11 protein-coding genes are annotated in these 18,684 nt (G+C 37.7%); 3 read left to right on the top strand and 8 right to left on the bottom strand.

Annotation, left to right across the window (positions count from 1 at the left end; translation table 11 throughout):
* Window positions 1-20: 20 nt before the first annotated feature.
* The 6 genes from EFT72_RS11670 to EFT72_RS11645 all read right to left on the bottom strand — a co-directional run bounded on the left by EFT72_RS11670 (window position 21) and on the right by EFT72_RS11645 (window position 7,467).
* Entirely contained in the window at window positions 21-2,012 is a 1,992-nt protein-coding gene (locus EFT72_RS11670; RefSeq protein WP_124067099.1) for a sigma 54-interacting transcriptional regulator, read from the bottom strand.
* Between the two features lie 93 nt (window positions 2,013-2,105).
* A complete protein-coding gene (locus tag EFT72_RS11665; protein ID WP_164473139.1) occupies window positions 2,106-3,671 on the bottom strand; it encodes an ABC transporter substrate-binding protein in 1,566 nt (521 codons plus the stop codon).
* A gap of 19 nt (window positions 3,672-3,690) precedes the next feature.
* A complete protein-coding gene (locus EFT72_RS11660) occupies window positions 3,691-4,644 on the bottom strand; it encodes an oligopeptide/dipeptide ABC transporter ATP-binding protein (protein WP_124067097.1) in 954 nt (317 codons plus the stop codon).
* Between the two features lies 1 nt (window position 4,645).
* A complete protein-coding gene (locus tag EFT72_RS11655) occupies window positions 4,646-5,620 on the bottom strand; it encodes an ABC transporter ATP-binding protein (protein WP_124067096.1) in 975 nt (324 codons plus the stop codon).
* Between the two features lie 12 nt (window positions 5,621-5,632).
* Window positions 5,633-6,499 carry an ABC transporter permease gene (locus tag EFT72_RS11650; protein ID WP_124067095.1) on the bottom strand — a complete coding sequence of 289 codons (867 nt, stop codon included), beginning with the start codon at window positions 6,497-6,499 and terminating at the stop codon, window positions 5,633-5,635.
* Window positions 6,500-6,504: 5 nt separating this feature from the next.
* Entirely contained in the window at window positions 6,505-7,467 is a 963-nt protein-coding gene (locus tag EFT72_RS11645) for an ABC transporter permease (RefSeq protein ID WP_124067094.1), read from the bottom strand.
* A gap of 473 nt (window positions 7,468-7,940) precedes the next feature.
* Here EFT72_RS11645 and EFT72_RS11640 point away from each other — a divergent pair, with 473 nt between their 5' ends.
* Window positions 7,941-11,219, top strand: a complete 3,279-nt coding sequence (locus tag EFT72_RS11640; protein WP_124067093.1) for a CocE/NonD family hydrolase — start codon at window positions 7,941-7,943, stop codon at window positions 11,217-11,219.
* A 113-nt stretch (window positions 11,220-11,332) separates the two neighbouring features.
* Here the strand turns inward: EFT72_RS11640 and EFT72_RS11635 are convergent, their stop codons facing one another.
* Window positions 11,333-13,750, bottom strand: a complete 2,418-nt coding sequence (locus tag EFT72_RS11635; RefSeq protein ID WP_164473138.1) for a pyruvate formate lyase family protein — start codon at window positions 13,748-13,750, stop codon at window positions 11,333-11,335.
* Window positions 13,751-14,054: 304 nt separating this feature from the next.
* Here EFT72_RS11635 and EFT72_RS11630 point away from each other — a divergent pair, with 304 nt between their 5' ends.
* Window positions 14,055-14,984: a glycyl-radical enzyme activating protein gene (locus EFT72_RS11630; protein ID WP_124067091.1), complete on the top strand. Its 930-nt coding sequence runs from the start codon at window positions 14,055-14,057 to the stop codon at window positions 14,982-14,984.
* A gap of 333 nt (window positions 14,985-15,317) precedes the next feature.
* Here EFT72_RS11630 and EFT72_RS11625 read toward each other — a convergent pair whose 3' ends face one another.
* Window positions 15,318-16,802 (bottom strand): hypothetical protein, encoded by a 1,485-nt coding sequence (locus tag EFT72_RS11625; RefSeq protein WP_124067090.1) that lies wholly within the window; start codon window positions 16,800-16,802, stop codon window positions 15,318-15,320.
* A gap of 180 nt (window positions 16,803-16,982) precedes the next feature.
* Here EFT72_RS11625 and EFT72_RS11620 point away from each other — a divergent pair, with 180 nt between their 5' ends.
* Window positions 16,983-18,371, top strand: coding sequence for an MATE family efflux transporter (locus EFT72_RS11620; protein ID WP_124067089.1), 1,389 nt, complete (start codon window positions 16,983-16,985; stop codon window positions 18,369-18,371).
* The last annotated feature ends 313 nt before the right edge of the window (window positions 18,372-18,684 follow it).

Here is an 18,684-nt window from a genome sequence, read left to right as displayed (position 1 = left end):
CTTCTCCGCTAATATAACCACTATTCTTTAGTACTTATTGTTAATCCATATGCTTTGATTTTACGCCATAGTGTTGATTTACTAATTCCAAGAATCTCTGCTGCTTTTTCTCTATTGCCTTTTGTCTTCTCCAATGCATGACATATGCTATTCTTTTCTGCTTCTACAATACTCCCCTTTGCTATCACTGAACCCTTTATCATTTTTTCTAACGAACTGTCAGGCAATTTTGTCTCCTTTTGAAGTAATGCCAACTCAGTTACATCCAGCTGTTCCCTAATATCTTTTCCATCAATATATTTATTGTCTGCTACAATAACAAGTCTTTCGCAGAAATTTCTAAGTTGCCTTACATTTCCATCCCATGAAAGATTTAATAAAAACTCCTCGGCATCTTTGCTTAGTAATATCTTCTTATTATATTCTATTCCAAAGTTTTTAACGAATATATTCGCCAGCAAAATCACATCTCTGCCTCGTTCTCTTAAAGACGGGATATTAAGGGTTAAAACATTCAAACGATAATATAGATCCTCTCTGAATTTCCCTTCTTTTGAGAGCTTTAAAAGATTTTTATTGGATGCCGCAATAATTCGTACATCAATCGGTATAACTTTATCATCTCCTATCCGCATAACACATAGCTCTTCGATTACCCTCAACAGCCTTGTCTGACCTTGGGCATCTATCTCCGATATCTCATCAAGAAATATCGTACCTTTATTCGCTATTTCAAAAAGGCCTTTTTTGCCCTTCTTTAAAGCACCTGTAAAAGCCCCCTCAACATATCCGAATAATTCACTTTCTAAAAGATTCGTCGGTAAAGACCCACAATTTATCGCTACAAACGGCTGGTTATTCCTAAAACTGGAATTGTGTATGCTCTGTGCAAACAGTTCCTTTCCGCAACCGCTTTCACCATAAATTAATATACTGGCATTATACTTGGAAAATCGTTCCCCCAGCTTTTTTGATTTTATAATTGTCTCTGACTCTCCCAAAATATCTTGGAACTTGTATTTTGCATAATGACCCTTTTGATAAAATTCACTTTTTACATAAGATTCCATTTTCTCAATTTGTTGGATCGTGGTAAAATGCACAACAGCACCATGAGAAATATCATCCTTGCTATTAGGCGTGATATTAAGCATACCTGCCATGCTGTTAACATTTACTATTCTGCTGTAATATGCTTTCCCTTTATTTAATACATCGTTAAACTCATCCTTTTCCAGTGTTGTAACCATATCCGCAAAATATTTTCCGATATAGCTGTCATCTTCAATTGGTGTGAACATATTGACTGCCTGCTCGTTATGAGCTGTAATTCTGCCCTCTTTATCTAAGATGCAAATAGCTTCAAATGAATAGTTCAACATATTCTTAAGCTCGTCTAAAGTTTCCTGCAATTGGGAACCAATCGCTACCTGTTGGATCGCACGCTTCAAATCCAGACTAAAGTCCAGATAATCATAAATCCGATCATCATGAAAGGCATACATACCACTATTTCTGACCATATCTAAATATTGGGTATTACAAATAACCACCTCATATCCTTCTTTAGCAAGGGAATCGAAATAACTTTGTCCCAAATCATCCCGCCAAGGCGGATTCATAAGCTCAAATCCATACATCTCCTCCAGTACATCCAAACGAACCGTTATGGGCAGATAAGTACCTAGAATTACTCTCTTATAATGTTCCAACCCTTTTGACTTTAACTCTTTTTTTAAAAGATATAATATCACACAGGTATCAAAGGCAGTCATAGAAACAGGGTATACCGGTACCAGAGGCTTATATGACATAATTCTGTCATAATGTTCCCATTGGCATATAATTGCATCCATCTTTTCTTCATTTACCCGCTTAATCTGCTTTTTTAGCTGTTCATCATTAACTGTGGCATCGCCTACATACATATTAAAATCTATAATTTTCTCAAGGCTTTGTACTTGCTTAATCATGGAATCTCCAAACAGATTCATGAAAAATATACGAAACATTTCATTCACCCCTTTGTTTTTTAATCATTGTACCACACCTTGCAGCAAAAGACAGCAGGTGTACCTGCTGTCTTTTAATATTAGTCCTAATTCTTATTCAAATTTTAAATCTTTTAAATAAAGACTCGACGCATTCCATACCTTAAAATTCAAATTAGCCTCATGTGCATAACAGTTTACTAGCTGCACCATAGAATAAATCGGGCACTCGTCTTCAATTACCTTTACAACCTCTACTGCCTTTTCATTTGAAGTCTGATCATCACTAGCTCCGATTGTCTCTGCACAAAACTGCAAAAAGGAATCATAGCTTTCACCTTGCCAACCACTCCAATTAAGTCCACCTAAAAATGCTTTCATGGAATCAACTCCGTAACCACTTGGTGAAGCAGTAACCATCAATAATACATCCCATTGTGTCGGATCTGCTGCTACATTCCATATGGTAGCACTGTCATAATTATTAATCTCAGCTTTAAATCCTAACTCGGTTAATGTATTTTGAATCACTTCAGCCGCACTAATCTGAGGGCTTGTTCCATCGGTTACAATCTTTACTGTTCCCTCCGCTGCACCAGCTTCCTCAATTAAGCTCTTTGCTTTATCCATATCTGCTGCAGTATACATATCCCCTGTCATTTGTTCGCTGTAATCCCTCATCGCTGTAGAAAATGGAGCTTTACCTGCCAATGCAAAGCCACCATAGGAAACTGCGTTAATTGCTTCATTATCCATTGCATAACACAGTGCCTGTCTAACCTGCTTCTTGGTAAACACAGAATTATCATGCATATTCAAGAAGAAACTTAACGATTGTACACCAATATCTTTTGTTACTGCAAACTCACTTTTTTCACTCATATAATCTACATCACTGGTCTGTAGATTCATTATTAACTGAACTTCACCAGTATCTAAAGCCGTTGTTTTCTGAGAAGGCTCTGCAATTACGGTAAATGTCGCTTCCTTTATGTCTGCTTCACCACCCCAATAATCAGGGTATGCTTCTAAAGTCACATAAGAACCGCTTACATAATCCTTCAGTTTGTATGGTCCTGTTCCGATTGGCGTAGTAACCATTTTATCTGGGCTTGAATTCCAGGATGCCTCACTTACAATACTAACATTCGATAAATTCGTAAAAGTGTATGCATTCTGCTCCTTTAAATAAAGTTCAAAAGTGTAATCATCTATAACATTGGTCTTGTCAAAATCAACATTTATTACATATTGGCTATAGTTGGTATCTTCCTGCATAAGCTTAAAGGAAAACAAAACATCTTTTGCAGTTAATGTGTTACCATCCTGAAATTTTACTCCCTGTCGGATTTTAAAAATGTAATGGGTACTGTCTACTTCCTCCCAACTTTCTGCTAAACGAGGAACAACTTCATCGTCGTATCCCACTGCAAATAACCCCTCATAAATCTGATTGGATACATATGAATAAGTGCTTCCGCTTCCAAAAACGCTCATATTTCCAACGTCTCCGTCAACCGCTATGTTAATGGTGTCTCCACCTCCACTGTTTGCAGCCGTATTGGTTGATTCCCCTGTTGCATTATCATCAACACCTTTCCCTGAACCGCACCCTGCTACTGAAACCATTGTTGCAACAGCTGCCAAAAATGCTGCTAGATATTTCATACTTTTTTTCATAATCCTTCTCCTTTTTGTGTTATTTATCATTATCTTCTACCATATGGCAGAATACAAAATGATTCTTACTTATTTCTCTGACACGTTGTTCTTTTAGGCATTCTTCTGTAACATAATTGCATCTTGCTGCAAAACGGCATCCCGGCTTTGGATTGATTGGAGATGTAATTTCACCTTTTAAAAGTATACGTTGTTTCTTTGCATGTACATCCGGAATCGGAATTGCTGATAGCAAGGCCTTTGTGTAAGGATGTAAAGGATTTGCAAACAGTTCATCCGCCGGGGCTTTTTCAACCATCTGTCCCAGATACATTACCATAATCTCGTCCGATATATACTTTACTACGGACAGATCATGGGTTACAAAAATATAAGTTAGATTTCTCTCTTCCTGCAAATCCATCATCAAATTTAAAATCTGAGCCTGAATGGAAACATCTAGGGCTGAGACTGGTTCATCACATAATATAAATTGGGGATTTAATGCCAAGGCTCTTGCAATTCCTATCCTTTGTCTTCTGCCTCCGTCCAGCTCATGAGGATAAGAATCTGCCAATCTGTTTGCAATCCCTACCGTTTCCATAAGCTTTTCTGTTTCTTCCTCCATTGTCTCTTCTTTCATACCGCCTCTTAAAATCAAGGGTTCCTTTATGGTTTCCCGGACACTCATTCTTGGATTTAATGACGCAAACGGGTCCTGGAAAATAATCTGCATTTTTTCTCTCAGTATTTTTAACTCCTTCTTCTTTAAATGAGTTACATCCTGACCCTCAAATAAAATCTGTCCATCCGTACTGTCTAATAAATGCAAAATCGTTCTGCCCAAAGTCGATTTCCCGCATCCGGATTCTCCAACAACACCAAGGGTCTTTCCTTTTTCTATTTTAAAGCTGATATCATCTACCGCATGCAATTCACCTTTAGGAGTACTAAAATATTTTTTTAAATTCCTGACTTCTAATATTGTTGCCATATCATACCTCTTTCATCCTATCACACTTAATATAGTGTCCATTTCCTAATTCAGTATCCCTGTTCCTCTCCGTTTTACATGCAGCAACCGCATATGGACATCTTTCATAAAATTTACAGCCTTCTGGCAGCTCTGTCGGATCGGGCATCATACCCCTGATCGGTTTGAGTCGTTTTTCATTCGAATCTAATTTAGGAAGGGAATCAAAAAGTCCTCTGGTATACGGATGACCTGGATGGTCAAACACATCTATTGTCGTACCATATTCCACAATTTCACCTGCATATACAATCGCAACCTTATCGCACATCCCCGCTACAACACCAAGGTCATGAGTGATCATTAAAACAGCGGTATTGAGTTCCTTCTTTAGGTTGTCCATCATATCAAGAACCTGTGCCTGAATCGTCACATCCAATGCGGTCGTAGGTTCATCTGCCAGTAACAGTTCCGGCTGGCAGGCCAGTGCCATGGCAATCACCACTCTCTGTTTCATCCCCCCGGAAAACTGGTGGGGATACTCAGAGAATCTTTCACCTGGAATTCCAACCATTTCAAGCATATTGATCGCTTTTATTTCTGCCTCGGCACTAGACATTTTTTCATGCAGTCCAATTGTCTCGGCAATCTGTTTGCCTACTGTCATAATTGGATTTAATGCAGTCATAGGATCCTGAAATATCATGGATATTTTATTTCCTCTGATTCTGCGCATTTTATGTTCCGATAGCTTCATAATATCCGATTCTTCGAATAAAATCTCACCGCTTTTAATCTTTGCCGGTGGATCCGGAAGAATTCTCATAACGGACTTTGCAATTGTAGTTTTACCGGCTCCTGTTTCACCGACAAGTCCCAGTGTCTCTCCTTTGTTTATTGTAAAGGAAACACCATTTACCGCTTTTACAACTTTTTTATCAGTCACATATTCAACAACTAAATTGTTAATATCTAATAAACTATTCTTATCACTCATTTCTCTGTCTCCTTAATTCTTCAACCGGGGATCCAACGCATCTCTCAAACCATCTCCCAGCATATTAAAGGATAAAACACTGGTCATAATGCAAATGCCTGGATAAATTACCAAATAGCCATAATCTCTCATGTAGTTTCTTCCCTCTACCAGCATAGCTCCCCATTCTGGTGATGGTGGCTGTGCCCCCAATCCAATAAAGCTAAGCGTTGCCGCTGCCAGGATGGAATTTCCAATATTCATTGTAATCTCTACGATCAAAGGAGAGATTGCATTAGGTAGAACATGTTTGGTAATAATACGAAAATCACTGGCATTAATAGCAATTGCAGCTTCAATAAATTCCTTCTCTCTTACCGTCATAATCGAAGCTCTGATAATTCTGGCATAAGCAGGAATAGTAGAAATACCGATTGCAATGATTGCGTTGTTGATTCCAGGTCCTAAAGAAGCAGCAAGCGCAATGGATAAAAGCATACCTGGTATTGACTGATAGATATCCAGAATTCTCATTAGGATATTATCGATCTTCCCGCCATAAAAACCTGCGATAGATCCTACTATTGTTCCTAGTACGGAGGCAATGGCCACAGAAAGCATACCAATTTTCAAAGACTGTCTTGTTCCGTATATTAATCTGCTTAAAATATCCCTTCCTAATTTGTCAGTTCCAAGTAAGTGTGTACTACTTGGTGCAGCATAGGTTGATTTTAAGTCCTGAGCCGCATAATTATATGGAGCAATAATCGGTGCCAGCAGCGCAATGGAAATGAGTAAAAGAATAATAACCATACCAGCCATTGCAAGTTTATTTTTGGCTAGTCTTGCCATAACTTCCTTAAAATGTGACTTATGTCTTTTTTTATTTATAGCAGCCATGAGTTTTATATACCCTTTCTTTTTCTCTTCTTATTTGCACTTTTATATTGGGAACGTATTCTTGGATCCACAAAGGCAAATACAATATCTACCAACAACATACATAGACAAAAACATACCGAAATGAACAATACCCCTCCTTGAACAACAGGATAATCTCTTTGTGCTATTCCGTTCATCATAAATACACCCATTCCCGGTATGGAAAAAATAGTTTCTGCAATCAATGCACCACCAAGAGAAGCACCAATCATATTACCAATTGTCATAATTATCGGTATTAAAGCATTTTTTAGTGCATGTCCATAAATAACCTTCACTTCCTTTTGCCCTTTTGCTCTTGCAGTTGTGATATAATCCTGACGGATGACCTCCAACATACTAGACCTTGTCTGCCTTGCGATTCCGGCTGCACCTCCTAACGCACAGGATACACAAGGCAATATATAGCCAGTCCATGATTTGATACCCGAGGAAGGAAGCCAGCCAAGTTTTTGTGCAAATATCATTACCAAGATCAATGCAAACCAAAAGCTTGGCATAGAAACACAAAACAAAGAACCAAACATAGAGAGGTTATCTTTCCATGAATATTGATGAGTTGCAGCGAGAACTCCCACTGGAATTCCAATCAACGCCGCTAAAAATACACTTATCAATGCGATTCTTAGGGTATATGGAAATCTTAAGAAAATCTGTTCCGTAACACTTTGTTTTGTCTGATAAGAAGTACCAAAATCAAAATTTACAAATACCTCCTTTAAATAATTCACAAATCGTACAAGAAACGGATCGTTTAACCCCAGTGCATCTCTCTGCATCTGGATTTGTTGTTCTGTTGCATTGGCTCCCAACATTAATCGAACCGGATCACCAGGAGTGAAATACATTATAGTAAAAACAAAAAATGTTACACCTAAGATGATTGGTATGAGCCAAAGAATCCTTTTTAATATAAATCTAACCATTTTTTCTCCTTTCTTTATCAAACTCTTATACAATATGATAACGCAATTTATATGCCAATTTATTCATCTACAAAAAATAATAATGCAAATAACATTTTACTTATCATATACTTATAACACAATCAGATAGACTCTATCTTCTTTCCTTTGTATTTCTCACATTGTTTTGAATATTATTAGCATCCCCGCATCGTTTCATTGTGTGTTTTTGTTCCAAAATGAATTTTCATTTCATTATCATCATTTCATTATGAAATGATGAATCAATATACAATAATGTATATCGTGTACACTAGGCCGATATAATAGTATTTTTAAGTTATTTCTTATTAACTATCGACTAATAAATATTTTTATTATAATGTGGTAAATGTAATAAATCAGTGTAATTTTTCCATTTTCATTATTTTAATTCGCAAAAATTGGCATAGTATTTGCGGTATTTATAAGTATAACAAAAGGAGGTTAATTATATGATCACCCATAACTATAACAAAGAATCATTACCATTTTCATATAAGGAATATTCTTTCCCACTATATGCTGAGTCTAAAACAAAATCGCAATATATTAACAGTTATGATGGAACAAAGCTGGCAATTGATATAACATTTCCTATATTAAACAACAAAATTGCTTCTGAACAGTTTCCAGTTATATTACTTGCATCAAGAACCAACCGCAGAAATATGGAAGATGTGGAAATCAAGCTAGGTTATGATTTAGTGGCATTTGGTTATATATTTGTCGTTTTAGAGCTAAGAGGCTGCGGCGTTTCGTATGGCATCAATGACAGCTTTGGAAGCCTTGAACATTGTAAGGATTTAATCAGCGCTACGGATTGGATCGCAGCTCAGGATTGGTGTTCCGATAAAATAGGGATGCTTGGGTGCTCAAACCGTGCCTACATTCAGCTCTGTGCTTTGGCACTATATCCGTCTAATATAACTGCCCTTACTCCCGTTGTAGCAGTTTCTGATTTCTACTATCAGAATTATCCCAACGGAGTATCTGCTGTACCAAATATAAAGCTTCCTAAGCCAGACCACATGCTTTCAAAGGAAGAATTCTTAAAAACAGCAGTACCCGTGGATGAAGATACTAACGGCTCAATGGCTTATGAAGCTTATACAAACTTTCATTATGATAATAATAAGAATTTTTTCGAAACACTTTTTCTTGAAGATATGAATCGGGATTCTGAGCATCCAGACTATCATAATGAAAAAACCAATCTGACATTGCCTCCTTTTGGCAAGTTAAATAAATTTTATCATAACTATCCCATTAAGCAGCATCAATACATTGGCGAGCTTGAATCAGGAACTTTGGGACAACTTGCACATTTTATTGATTTTGGAGGAACTGTCTGTCTTGGTCCATGGACCCATTTTGGTTCTTTAATTGGAATATCCGATTTTCCTAATGGTACTGTCAACATGCTGCAATCTTATAACCGCTGGTATGATTATGTTTTAAAAGGGATCAACAATGGTTTTGAGAACGCACCAGCTGTCACTTACTACATGTTTCATGCCGAAGCAGGAAATGAATGGCGCTTTTCTGAAAGCTGGCCTCCAGAAAATGAAGTACGCACAAAGTTATATCTTTCACCGGATTCCTCCAATACCATTTCTTCCGCCTATGATGGCACTTTAAGTCTTAACTTTTCAGATGCCGCAGATTCTATTACTTATCAGGTAAATGATGACATATCTGTTTTCATGGACGAAAATGGCATCAGCCACTACAATCGAAGCGAGCTTTTCTGGAATGGCAATATGGCCGAAGAGGTTGATCAAAAGGGATTAACCTTTACTTCAGCTCCTCTTTTCCCCTATTACTTAAATGAAATGGCTGGATGTGTTTCTGTTGATCTGTGGGTATCCTGCTCCAGCAATGATGTTGATTTTATTGTATATTTGGAAGAAATTCTTCCAGATGGTACATCACATTACATTAAGGATGGCATTATGCGCGCTTCCCACAGAACCACAGGTTTTAATCCTGCATGGGAGAAGATGGGCGCTGCCTGGCATACCAGTATGTCTGCTGATGTGTCACACTGCCTTCACGAAGGACTCAATCAGCCTACTCATATTAAATTTGCAATTGATCCGATCGCTTATCATTTTGCGCCGAATAGCCGTATACGCTTTACTGTTACTTGTTCTAATAAGGCCGCTTACCAGCACAATATGTACAAGAACGGATCACCAGAGCTTGTGCTATATACAGGAGGTGAATATGCTTCCTTTATCAGTATTCCATTTTTGGAGCAATCAAATCAGACTTACAGAGGTACAGCTACACAAAAAGGCGGCACTTCTCCTGCTGTACTTTATGCATTTAACGAAAACACTTACCTTTATACCGATGGATACTGGCATAAATTCAAAAATTCAGACTCTTATACGATCAAAGGAAATGACGTCGTGTTTGATGAAGGAAACATGATCTTTCATCCCATGGGAGCTCCTCTTAGAATTCCCGGTATGCCAGAAAGCAGTATGGAGAACGAAATTCTGCACCCATTTCCAGCATTTCGAAAGAAATTAGTAGCAATAGAAAAAGTTTCGTCACGTGATTACACGCTTTTTGTTCCCGGATACAAGAAACTTTACCTGGATGTATTCACACAGCGTCTTTCTGATACTATGCCTTGCATTATATACATTCATGGTTATGGAAGCCCTTATGCATATCTTCCGTCACAGTTGCTTACGATGTATGAAAATGGTTATGCCATTGCTGCAATTGATGTCAGGAATTATCCACCGAATAAATTTCCTGATTATATCAATGATGCAAAAGGTGCAATTCGTTATTTAAGAGCCAATGCTGCCTCCTTTGGTATTGATCCGGAACGATTTGGTATGTATGGATTCTCTTTGGGCGGTAATACCACCCTTATGACTGCAATGACCGGAGATTTGCCAATTCTTGAAGGTAATGTCGGTGGTAATCTGGAATATTCCAGCCGAATCCAAGCGGCGGCAGCCGGATTTGCCTGGTCAGATTTACTTTATATGGGGAAAGATATTGCCGACGAATTTCAATTTTCTCCAGCGCTCCAGGCGGATCGGGTTTTGATGACTGATGGAGAATATTCTCCCAGCTCTGAAGTAATTGGCTTTAGCGGACCTGGTAAAGGTCTTAAGGTATTAAGAGAATATAAAGAAAATGGCTGTACACCGGCAAATGAATATTTTGACCGTAAATTACAAGAGGCTTCCTTTGCTTCTCCTGTAAATTACGCCAACCCTTCCGTTCCGCCTATTGCTTTATTTGGCGGCCATGGTATGAATACCATCAATATAGCCTTTAAACAGTCATTAAGAACCTTTGAAGCATTGAACAAGGTGGAGGCTTTAACGTTCCTTTATGGCAATACAACCGGTGAATACGGCGAAAAACCTGAAACCCAACAGGCAATCAAAGCGTTTTTCGATACACAGTTAAAAGCAAAAAGAAGGCTTCATATTCTTGCTATCAGTACTGACAGCGATATAATAGTCGAAGATTATGTATCAAAAAAGATATCAGAAAAAACCAAACTTGAAAACGATGGCTTTTGGATTCCTGAGAACGATTTTATACCTCTCCTTACTAATATTAATGCTGCTTCCTATGATATCCTAAACGGATATGTGAATCTGTTTAGCCTGACAGGAGACAATTTAACCTCTAAGTATTTTAAAGAACATTATACCATGATATTTAAATTTAACGAAAAGCAGTCCATGCATTGATATGGCATTTTTGTCAATTATGACGCAACCTACAAAAGGATTGAGCTCTGTTTCATACAGGTCTCAATCCTTTTATTATCTCTCTCTATTAATTTCTATCTGACTTTTTCAAATCAATCCATTGTATGGCTGGTACGTTCTATTACTTCGTCTTGTATTTGTGTAGTCAGCTTTGTAAAATACGCACTGTAACCTGCAACACGAACTACAAGATCCGAGTGGCTTTGAGGATGCTCTTTTGCATCCAGCATTTCCTCTTGATTGATGATATTGAACTGAATATGCTTGCCTCCATTTGTCAAATATGTTTTGATCATGGAGCCCAGCTTTTTCAAATCATTTTCTGTTTTCATATTGTCCGGAAGAATCTTCATGTTCATTAAGGTTCCCTGGTATGCATCCTGATTTACTTTCATGGCACTCATAAAAGCTGCCAACGGTCCGCTCTTATCGGTTCCATGCTCTGGTGAAAGAGACGCATCTGCAAGAATTTCTCCTCCCTTTCTTCCATCTGCAGTAGCACCGGTACATTCTCCACCCGGCTGATGTGCAGAGATGGATATCGCATTCGGTTTTAGCGTATCTCCATAAGCACAAGGAAGACTTAAGCAAACGTCTGCATGTGTTTTATATACCTCTGCAACCATCTGATCCACTTCCGTAATATTGTTACCATATTTATCCTGTGTTTTAAAATCCTGCTGCATTTTTTCATAACCAATCCAATTTGCATCAAGCGCCTCAATCAGCTGCTTCATAGAATACTTCTTTTGATCATAAACAAGCCTCTTTATCGCATAGAGAGAGTTTCCTGTATTAACCCCGCCAACTGCACCAAGTACGGCACCATTTTCAAACGAAAATCTTCGGTTATACATATCCTTTCCTTCTTTTACTCCATCCTTCATGAGTGCAGAACGAAATACATCAGGGAAAAGCTCTCTTTCTGTAATTAACTCTACATTAATTCTTTCATTTGCCATTGTCATTAAATATCTTGTTTCTTCAAACACTGCATGCTTAAATTCTTCGAAGGTGTCCATCTTAGTCACATCACCAAAGGATTTTCCTACCATCTCATTGGTATACCGGCACACCCCATTGTGCATACATATATCCATAGCTTGCGGAACAACAAAAAAGGTAGCAACCTGAGTACGGGTAATGCCTGGAATATTCCCATCTACACAGCCCGTCGGAACATAATCTCTGGCTTCCTCCACAGTTAGCCGATTAGTCTCACTCTGGTTCACAAAGAAGTTAATAAAGCTTTTGTCTCCGATAAATGCCGGCAGACCAATTCCGCTTTTCACACATTCTAACGCCTTTGTCATTATCTTTTCCGGAGTACCTGCATGAACACGAAGCGTAATGGTATGGTGGGGTAAATGAGTTTCGATTGCTGCTTCCAGTAAAAGGTAGGACAATTCATTGGTTGCATCGCTTCCATCTGCTTTTTGTCCGCCAATTGTCCAGTTATACCATTTTGCCATACCAGAATTTTTTGCTCTGTTCGCCTTACCTGACACACGGTTGATCTTCATAACCTTGCAGCGCATAATCTCTAATAATTCCAGAACCTTATCGTCAGATATTCTTCCTTCTTCGATATCTTTCTTATAAAACGGATACATATACTGATCAAAACGGCCTGCCGTAGAAGTCGGAGACGGACATACTAAAAGAAATGTAAACCAGAAGGACTGCAATGCCTCATAAAAGGTTTCTGCCGGTTCATACGGCACCTTGTTACATACTCTTGCCATTTCCAGTAATTCTGCTTTACGGGCTTCATCCTTTTCCTCTGATGCCATTTTTTCTGCCATAGCTGCATATCTTTTTGCAAAGCGAACCCACGCCTCAAAAACGATGATAACCCCTTCCCAATAGTTGCGTTTTTCAATACTATCAGTAGAATCATACCGCAGATTATTTAAGCATTCTTTTGCTTCATTTATAATGCTTTTGGCACCTTCCTGCAAAATACGGGAATAATCAATACACACAAGAGAAAATCCCGGTCCAAGACCATATCCTGACATTGCAAAGCCACCACCCGAACCACCTTTTTTATCCTTCCAGGGCGGAAGAATACAACCTGACTTCATAAATGGCCACAAGCGTTCATTTTCCCCCAGTGATTTTCCCATTGCTTCAATCAAATTGCTATTCAAAGAATTTTTGCTGAACTTATCATTCAGGCGGTATAATTCTTCTTCATCTTCGGGTGCTATGGTATATATTTCGCTTTTTAAGGATTCTACCTCTTCTCTCGTCCATACCCCATATTCATACTGCATTTCAAGTCCAAATGGCTTACTTGCACCAGAGCCGCAAAGTAAATCATCCTCTTCAATAAAAACATTAATATTGTCCAGTACATGGGCATGCAGCTTAGACCTTCTAAGCAGCATTGGTTGACCTCCCGTTTTTTCTAATGATTCATTTGCCAGACGAAATTGTTCCACGCACAATGGATATTGATTAATGCGAAGACTTTCTATCATCTTATTTACTCGTTTTGTCATCATATAACTCATTCCTTTCTGTCTGTTTGTATTTGATACTGCTAATCAGTATGTTACGCTAATTTACGTATAGGTATATAAATCGCTGAAATATATACTCTTTCTAATAAAAATTATATACACAAATCAGCATAGGAACAACTATATACATACTCCCCCACTAAATTCTAAACACTTTGCACACTTTATTGTTATATTTGACCATATTAATAAAATCATATTGATTATATATTAATAATGGATAAACTGATACTATATAGAAAAATAATGAATTAAAATAAATTAATTATAGTAAGGGGATGGTTTTATGAAGATAGACACACAATTAACAGCACCGGTATTTAATATACAGTCCTTTTGTATTCATGATGGGCCAGGCATACGTACTACAGTATTTTTAAAAGGTTGTCCTCTTCGATGTTTATGGTGTCAGAATCCGGAATCGCACAGAAGTGACCCACAATTAATGTTTTATTCCTCTAAATGTACACACTGTAATCTTTGTGTCCCATCCTGTCCGAACGAAGCGATCAGTTCATCAGATTCTACATCCTTTCCATTTACGGACAGAAGCATATGCACAAACTGCGGCAAATGCGTTCAGGTATGTCCGACTGGTGCCAGAGAATTGGTTGGTTCCTATCTGTCTGTTGATGAGGTATTTCAAAAGGTAGCCTCTGATAAATTATTTCTTATTGAATCCGGAGGTGGGGTAACGGTTAGCGGCGGTGAGGCCCTAATACATCCTGAATTCGTCTCTTCGCTCTGTTATGTATCCCAGCAAAATGGAATTCATACCGCAATCGAAACAAGTGGATTTGCATCAAGAGATATAATTGATTTTGTATTTAAAAATATCAATCTGGCTCTTTATGATATCAAGCATATGGATTCAGATACGCATAAAAAACTGACTGGCGTGCCGAATGAACAAATCCTTGATAATTTAAAACACATTTATAATGATCTTTCCATTCCCGTCATAATCAGAATACCTGTTATACCTGGTTTTAATTCCTCTTATGAAAATATGGAAGCTGTTTCCAAATTTGTGAAACAACAATTAAGTCAGGAGGTTGAAATAAATTTACTTCCCTATCACCGATTAGGGGATTCCAAATTGGAGAGCCTGAATATGCCCCAAAGACAATTAATAGAAATTCCGTCCAGTGATTTACTAACTTCCTTAAGTGAAATTATTGAATCATACGGACTTTATGTAAAGATAGGCGGATAGATAATTTATACCGTTGTCTTTTGGTGGTTTCGTCAGCTATGTAAAAGAACTTTTAGTAAAAATTTTACTTACATGATAAAAAAACACATGTTATAATAACAATAATAAATGGTTGTAGCTTTTTTGTGTGAGGACCATACACAAAAAAACCACAACCATTTTTGTTGCTAATAATCTATATTATTAAATAACTTCTCGGAATTAGTACCTTCTGGTGCTAACGTAGATTGAAAACTTAATACTGGTGGTTTGGAAGAATAAGAAGAAATTTTGTGTATGAGGAATAGACATAGCAACCGCTATGCTTTAAAATGAATATGTCATAAAAACTTATTAAGCAGTGAGTTTACTAAATGACATTTGGAAATCCTCTACGGAAGGTATTTCCCATGCATCAAGGTGTTGGAGCATCATGATGCCATAGAGGCGGCAGTACCACATCTTAGTGGAGCGGTGCTTGCCGGCCTCTAAAAGATAATCATTTTTCTCACGTTTGTTAGAGCGTTCCACAGAAGTTCTTCTGTCATATTCCTTTTTCCATTCCTTACTGTCTCTTGGCGGTATGTTAATTATTCTTGGATTATCCTTAAGCTGTGCATGTACGGCTCTGCCGTATTTTGCCTGTGAGCAAGGTGTTTCGCAGAAACAACCACGTTTACGGTTAGCCCTTGGACATCTGAATTTTGCACGGTGCTTTTTGATTTCAATACCATCGTGATTCATACGTAAGCCCATCTTACAGATAGGAACACCATCTGAATCAAGAATGAAATCGTTTTTATAACTAGTGCCATCTGCTTTTGTTTTCTTTAAGTCAATAAAAGGAACGATATTCATTTTGCGGCAATACTCGTAAAGAGGATAGGCATCCATGGCAGAATCCAGCAGAAGTTTCGTTACATTAAATTCAGGTAGATATGATTTCATAGAGAAAAAGGTGTGTAGGAAAGAAAGCATATCATGTCTAGAAGCCCTTTCGAGTAAAGGGAAAACAGGTAAATCACTGTGAGAATCAGATGCGACAAACATGTATAGATGGTAACCATTGAAGTGACATTCCCGGGAAGAATCCCAGCCACTATTACAGTCTGGTTGGGAAAAAAGCCGCTTGCATTTACAGTTAATGAGGCCTTTTTCCTTACAGTCACAGATACGTTTTTTCCTAAGCAGTGACGAGGTTCGGACGGGAGTACCATCACCGGCTACAGACAATTGTTTAGAATCTAAGAGACCTTTTTCTACCGAGACATTTAAAAACTGTTGATGATAAAGCTTAAAAATAAGCTGAAATGGATGGGTATTCTGAATTGGATGTTTTACAAGAAAAGGTAACAAATTTTCACAGGTCATTTTTGTACCAAGCGGTGTTTTATCCCCGTGTTTTTTACCTTTTTTAGCCTTTTCTTTTATGTGTCGTTTTTTGGTTGAAAGATTATTTGAATCTGATTGCCAAAGGCGAGAAAAGAAGTCGTAAAAAGTACCGATACCGGGAGTATCATTTACAGGGAAACCACTGATTATAGCGTATAAAGGGCATTCTTTAAGCTTTGAACACCACTGAGTAATAGAAGTGATTCTTAGCTTGATAGAAAGCAGATAGGAACGCAGCATACAAGAAGGCTGACGAGGAGAAGGACCAAATTTGGAATAAGAGTCCAATAACAAAGAGTCGGTTAGGGATAAATCCAGATACCAGAACTCAATAATCGTGTTCCATGTACTTTTTGACAAAGCAAATGGGTCGGGATAAATAGCAAGAAAGTCAGATACGAAAGTATCTTGATAGGCGGAATGACCGCCAGAAATAATAGGTAACATTAAAATCGCCTCCAGTCGAAAAATAAATTACAATTAATCGTCTTTGCCGCAAATTTTTGGTGACTTGTCAAGCATTTTCGGCAAAAAAAGTGGGTGATTTTATAAAAATAGAGTCTGAAAGCCTTATAAATCAAGGGCTCAAGACTCCGAGAAGATATTTAAATATCATGGAGGAAATTTATGGAAAATCAAAAAAATCATTATCTTGTAAAGGAGTCAATCGGAAAACTTATGTTAAAGTTCTCTATCCCCTGTATTGTTTCCTTGCTGGTCTCTTCGCTTTATAACATTGTAGACCAAATCTTTATCGGTCGTGGTGTTGGTATGTTGGGAAACGGTGCAACAAATGTAGTCTTTCCTATCACAATAATTGCATTGGCGTTTGCACTTCTAATAGGCGATGGGGGGGCTGCATTTTTAAGTATATGTCAAGGCAGAAAAGATGAAAAAAACGCACACAGGAGCGTTGGAAATGTAATAGTAGTTTTAATTTTATGCAGTATCATTTTAACGGTAATCTTTGCTATCTTTAGAGATCATATATTATGGGGATTTGGAGCTACGAAAAACAATATTAAATATGCTGAAGAATACTTTAATTACATCATCATTGGAATTCCTTTTTTTATGTTTGGCAATGCCATTAATTCAATAGTCAGAGCAGATGGAAGCCCACAGTTTGCAATGATAACTATCTTTATTGGTTGTATTATCAACATAATTCTTGATCCTATTGCTATTTTTGTATTACATTGGGGCATGATGGGGGCTGCTTTGGCGACAATTATGGGCCAAATAGTATCTGCACTTTTTGTATTGTACTATTTATTTCACACCAAATCGTTTCACCTTAAAAAGTCTAGCTTTTATCTTAGAGGGGCAATATTAAGACACATCTTCCCATTGGGAATTAGTAGCTTTTTAACTCAGGTTTCTATCGTTATTATTATGGCAGTGATGAACAATACACTTGTTATCTATGGTGCACAATCTAAGTATGGTTCTGACATACCACTAACTGTCGTTGGTATTGTCATGAAAGTATTCCAGATTGTTATCTCCGTTGTGGTTGGCATCGCGGCCGGAGCACAACCCATTGTGGGATACAACTACGGAGCAAATCATTATAATCGTGTAAAAAATATTTACAAAATTATGATTGCAGCTGAACTTGGTGTAGGGCTAATCGCTATGTTTTGCTTTGAAGTTTTCCCTTTACAAATCATAAAAATATTTGGCAGTGAAGAGGGATTATATAATGAATTTGCTGTACATGCATTTCAGATTTATTTAAGCACAATTATATTATGTTGCATTCAAAAAGCAACCAGTATTTTTTTACAATCACTGGGCAAACCAGTTCTTTCAATGGTGTTATCCCTTATGCGTGATATTATTTTAATTGTTCCTTTAATAGTATTACTCCCAATAAAATTTGGACTGATTAGTGTTTTGTTTTCAGCACCAATTGCAGATGTGGTTTCATTTATTGTAGTAATCTATATTATGGTCTTCCTATTTAAACATTTAGATAAACAAGACGAAGCGAAGTATGTGAAAAGCGAGTAGCGGTCCATACCGAAACCAGCCCTTCTCCTTCCTGGTCAAAGGAAGATCCATCAAGCTTCAGGTACATGACCTGCTCCACAAGGGATGCTGTGAAGATAGAATGAGGATGAACAGGAGAAGGGAGATACTGTCAAGACTTTTGCGCAAATTAAATTTTAACTTAACCGCCTTGATTATCTAATACCAGTCCGCTCAGGTAAAGTCAAGAGTGCTTGCACTTGTCTTGCTCTTGACCTTACCTGGGCAGACTGGTACCGTACTTCAGGGCGGTAAGACTGTTTTTCGTTTGGTTCCGGTAAGTTAGCCGGCTATG

Source organism: Clostridium sp. E02, from assembly GCF_003833015.1.
Lineage (GTDB): Bacteria > Bacillota > Clostridia > Lachnospirales > Lachnospiraceae > Lacrimispora.
The sequence above is the reverse complement of the archived record's forward strand: the minus strand, read 5'-3'. Positions and strand labels throughout refer to the sequence as shown.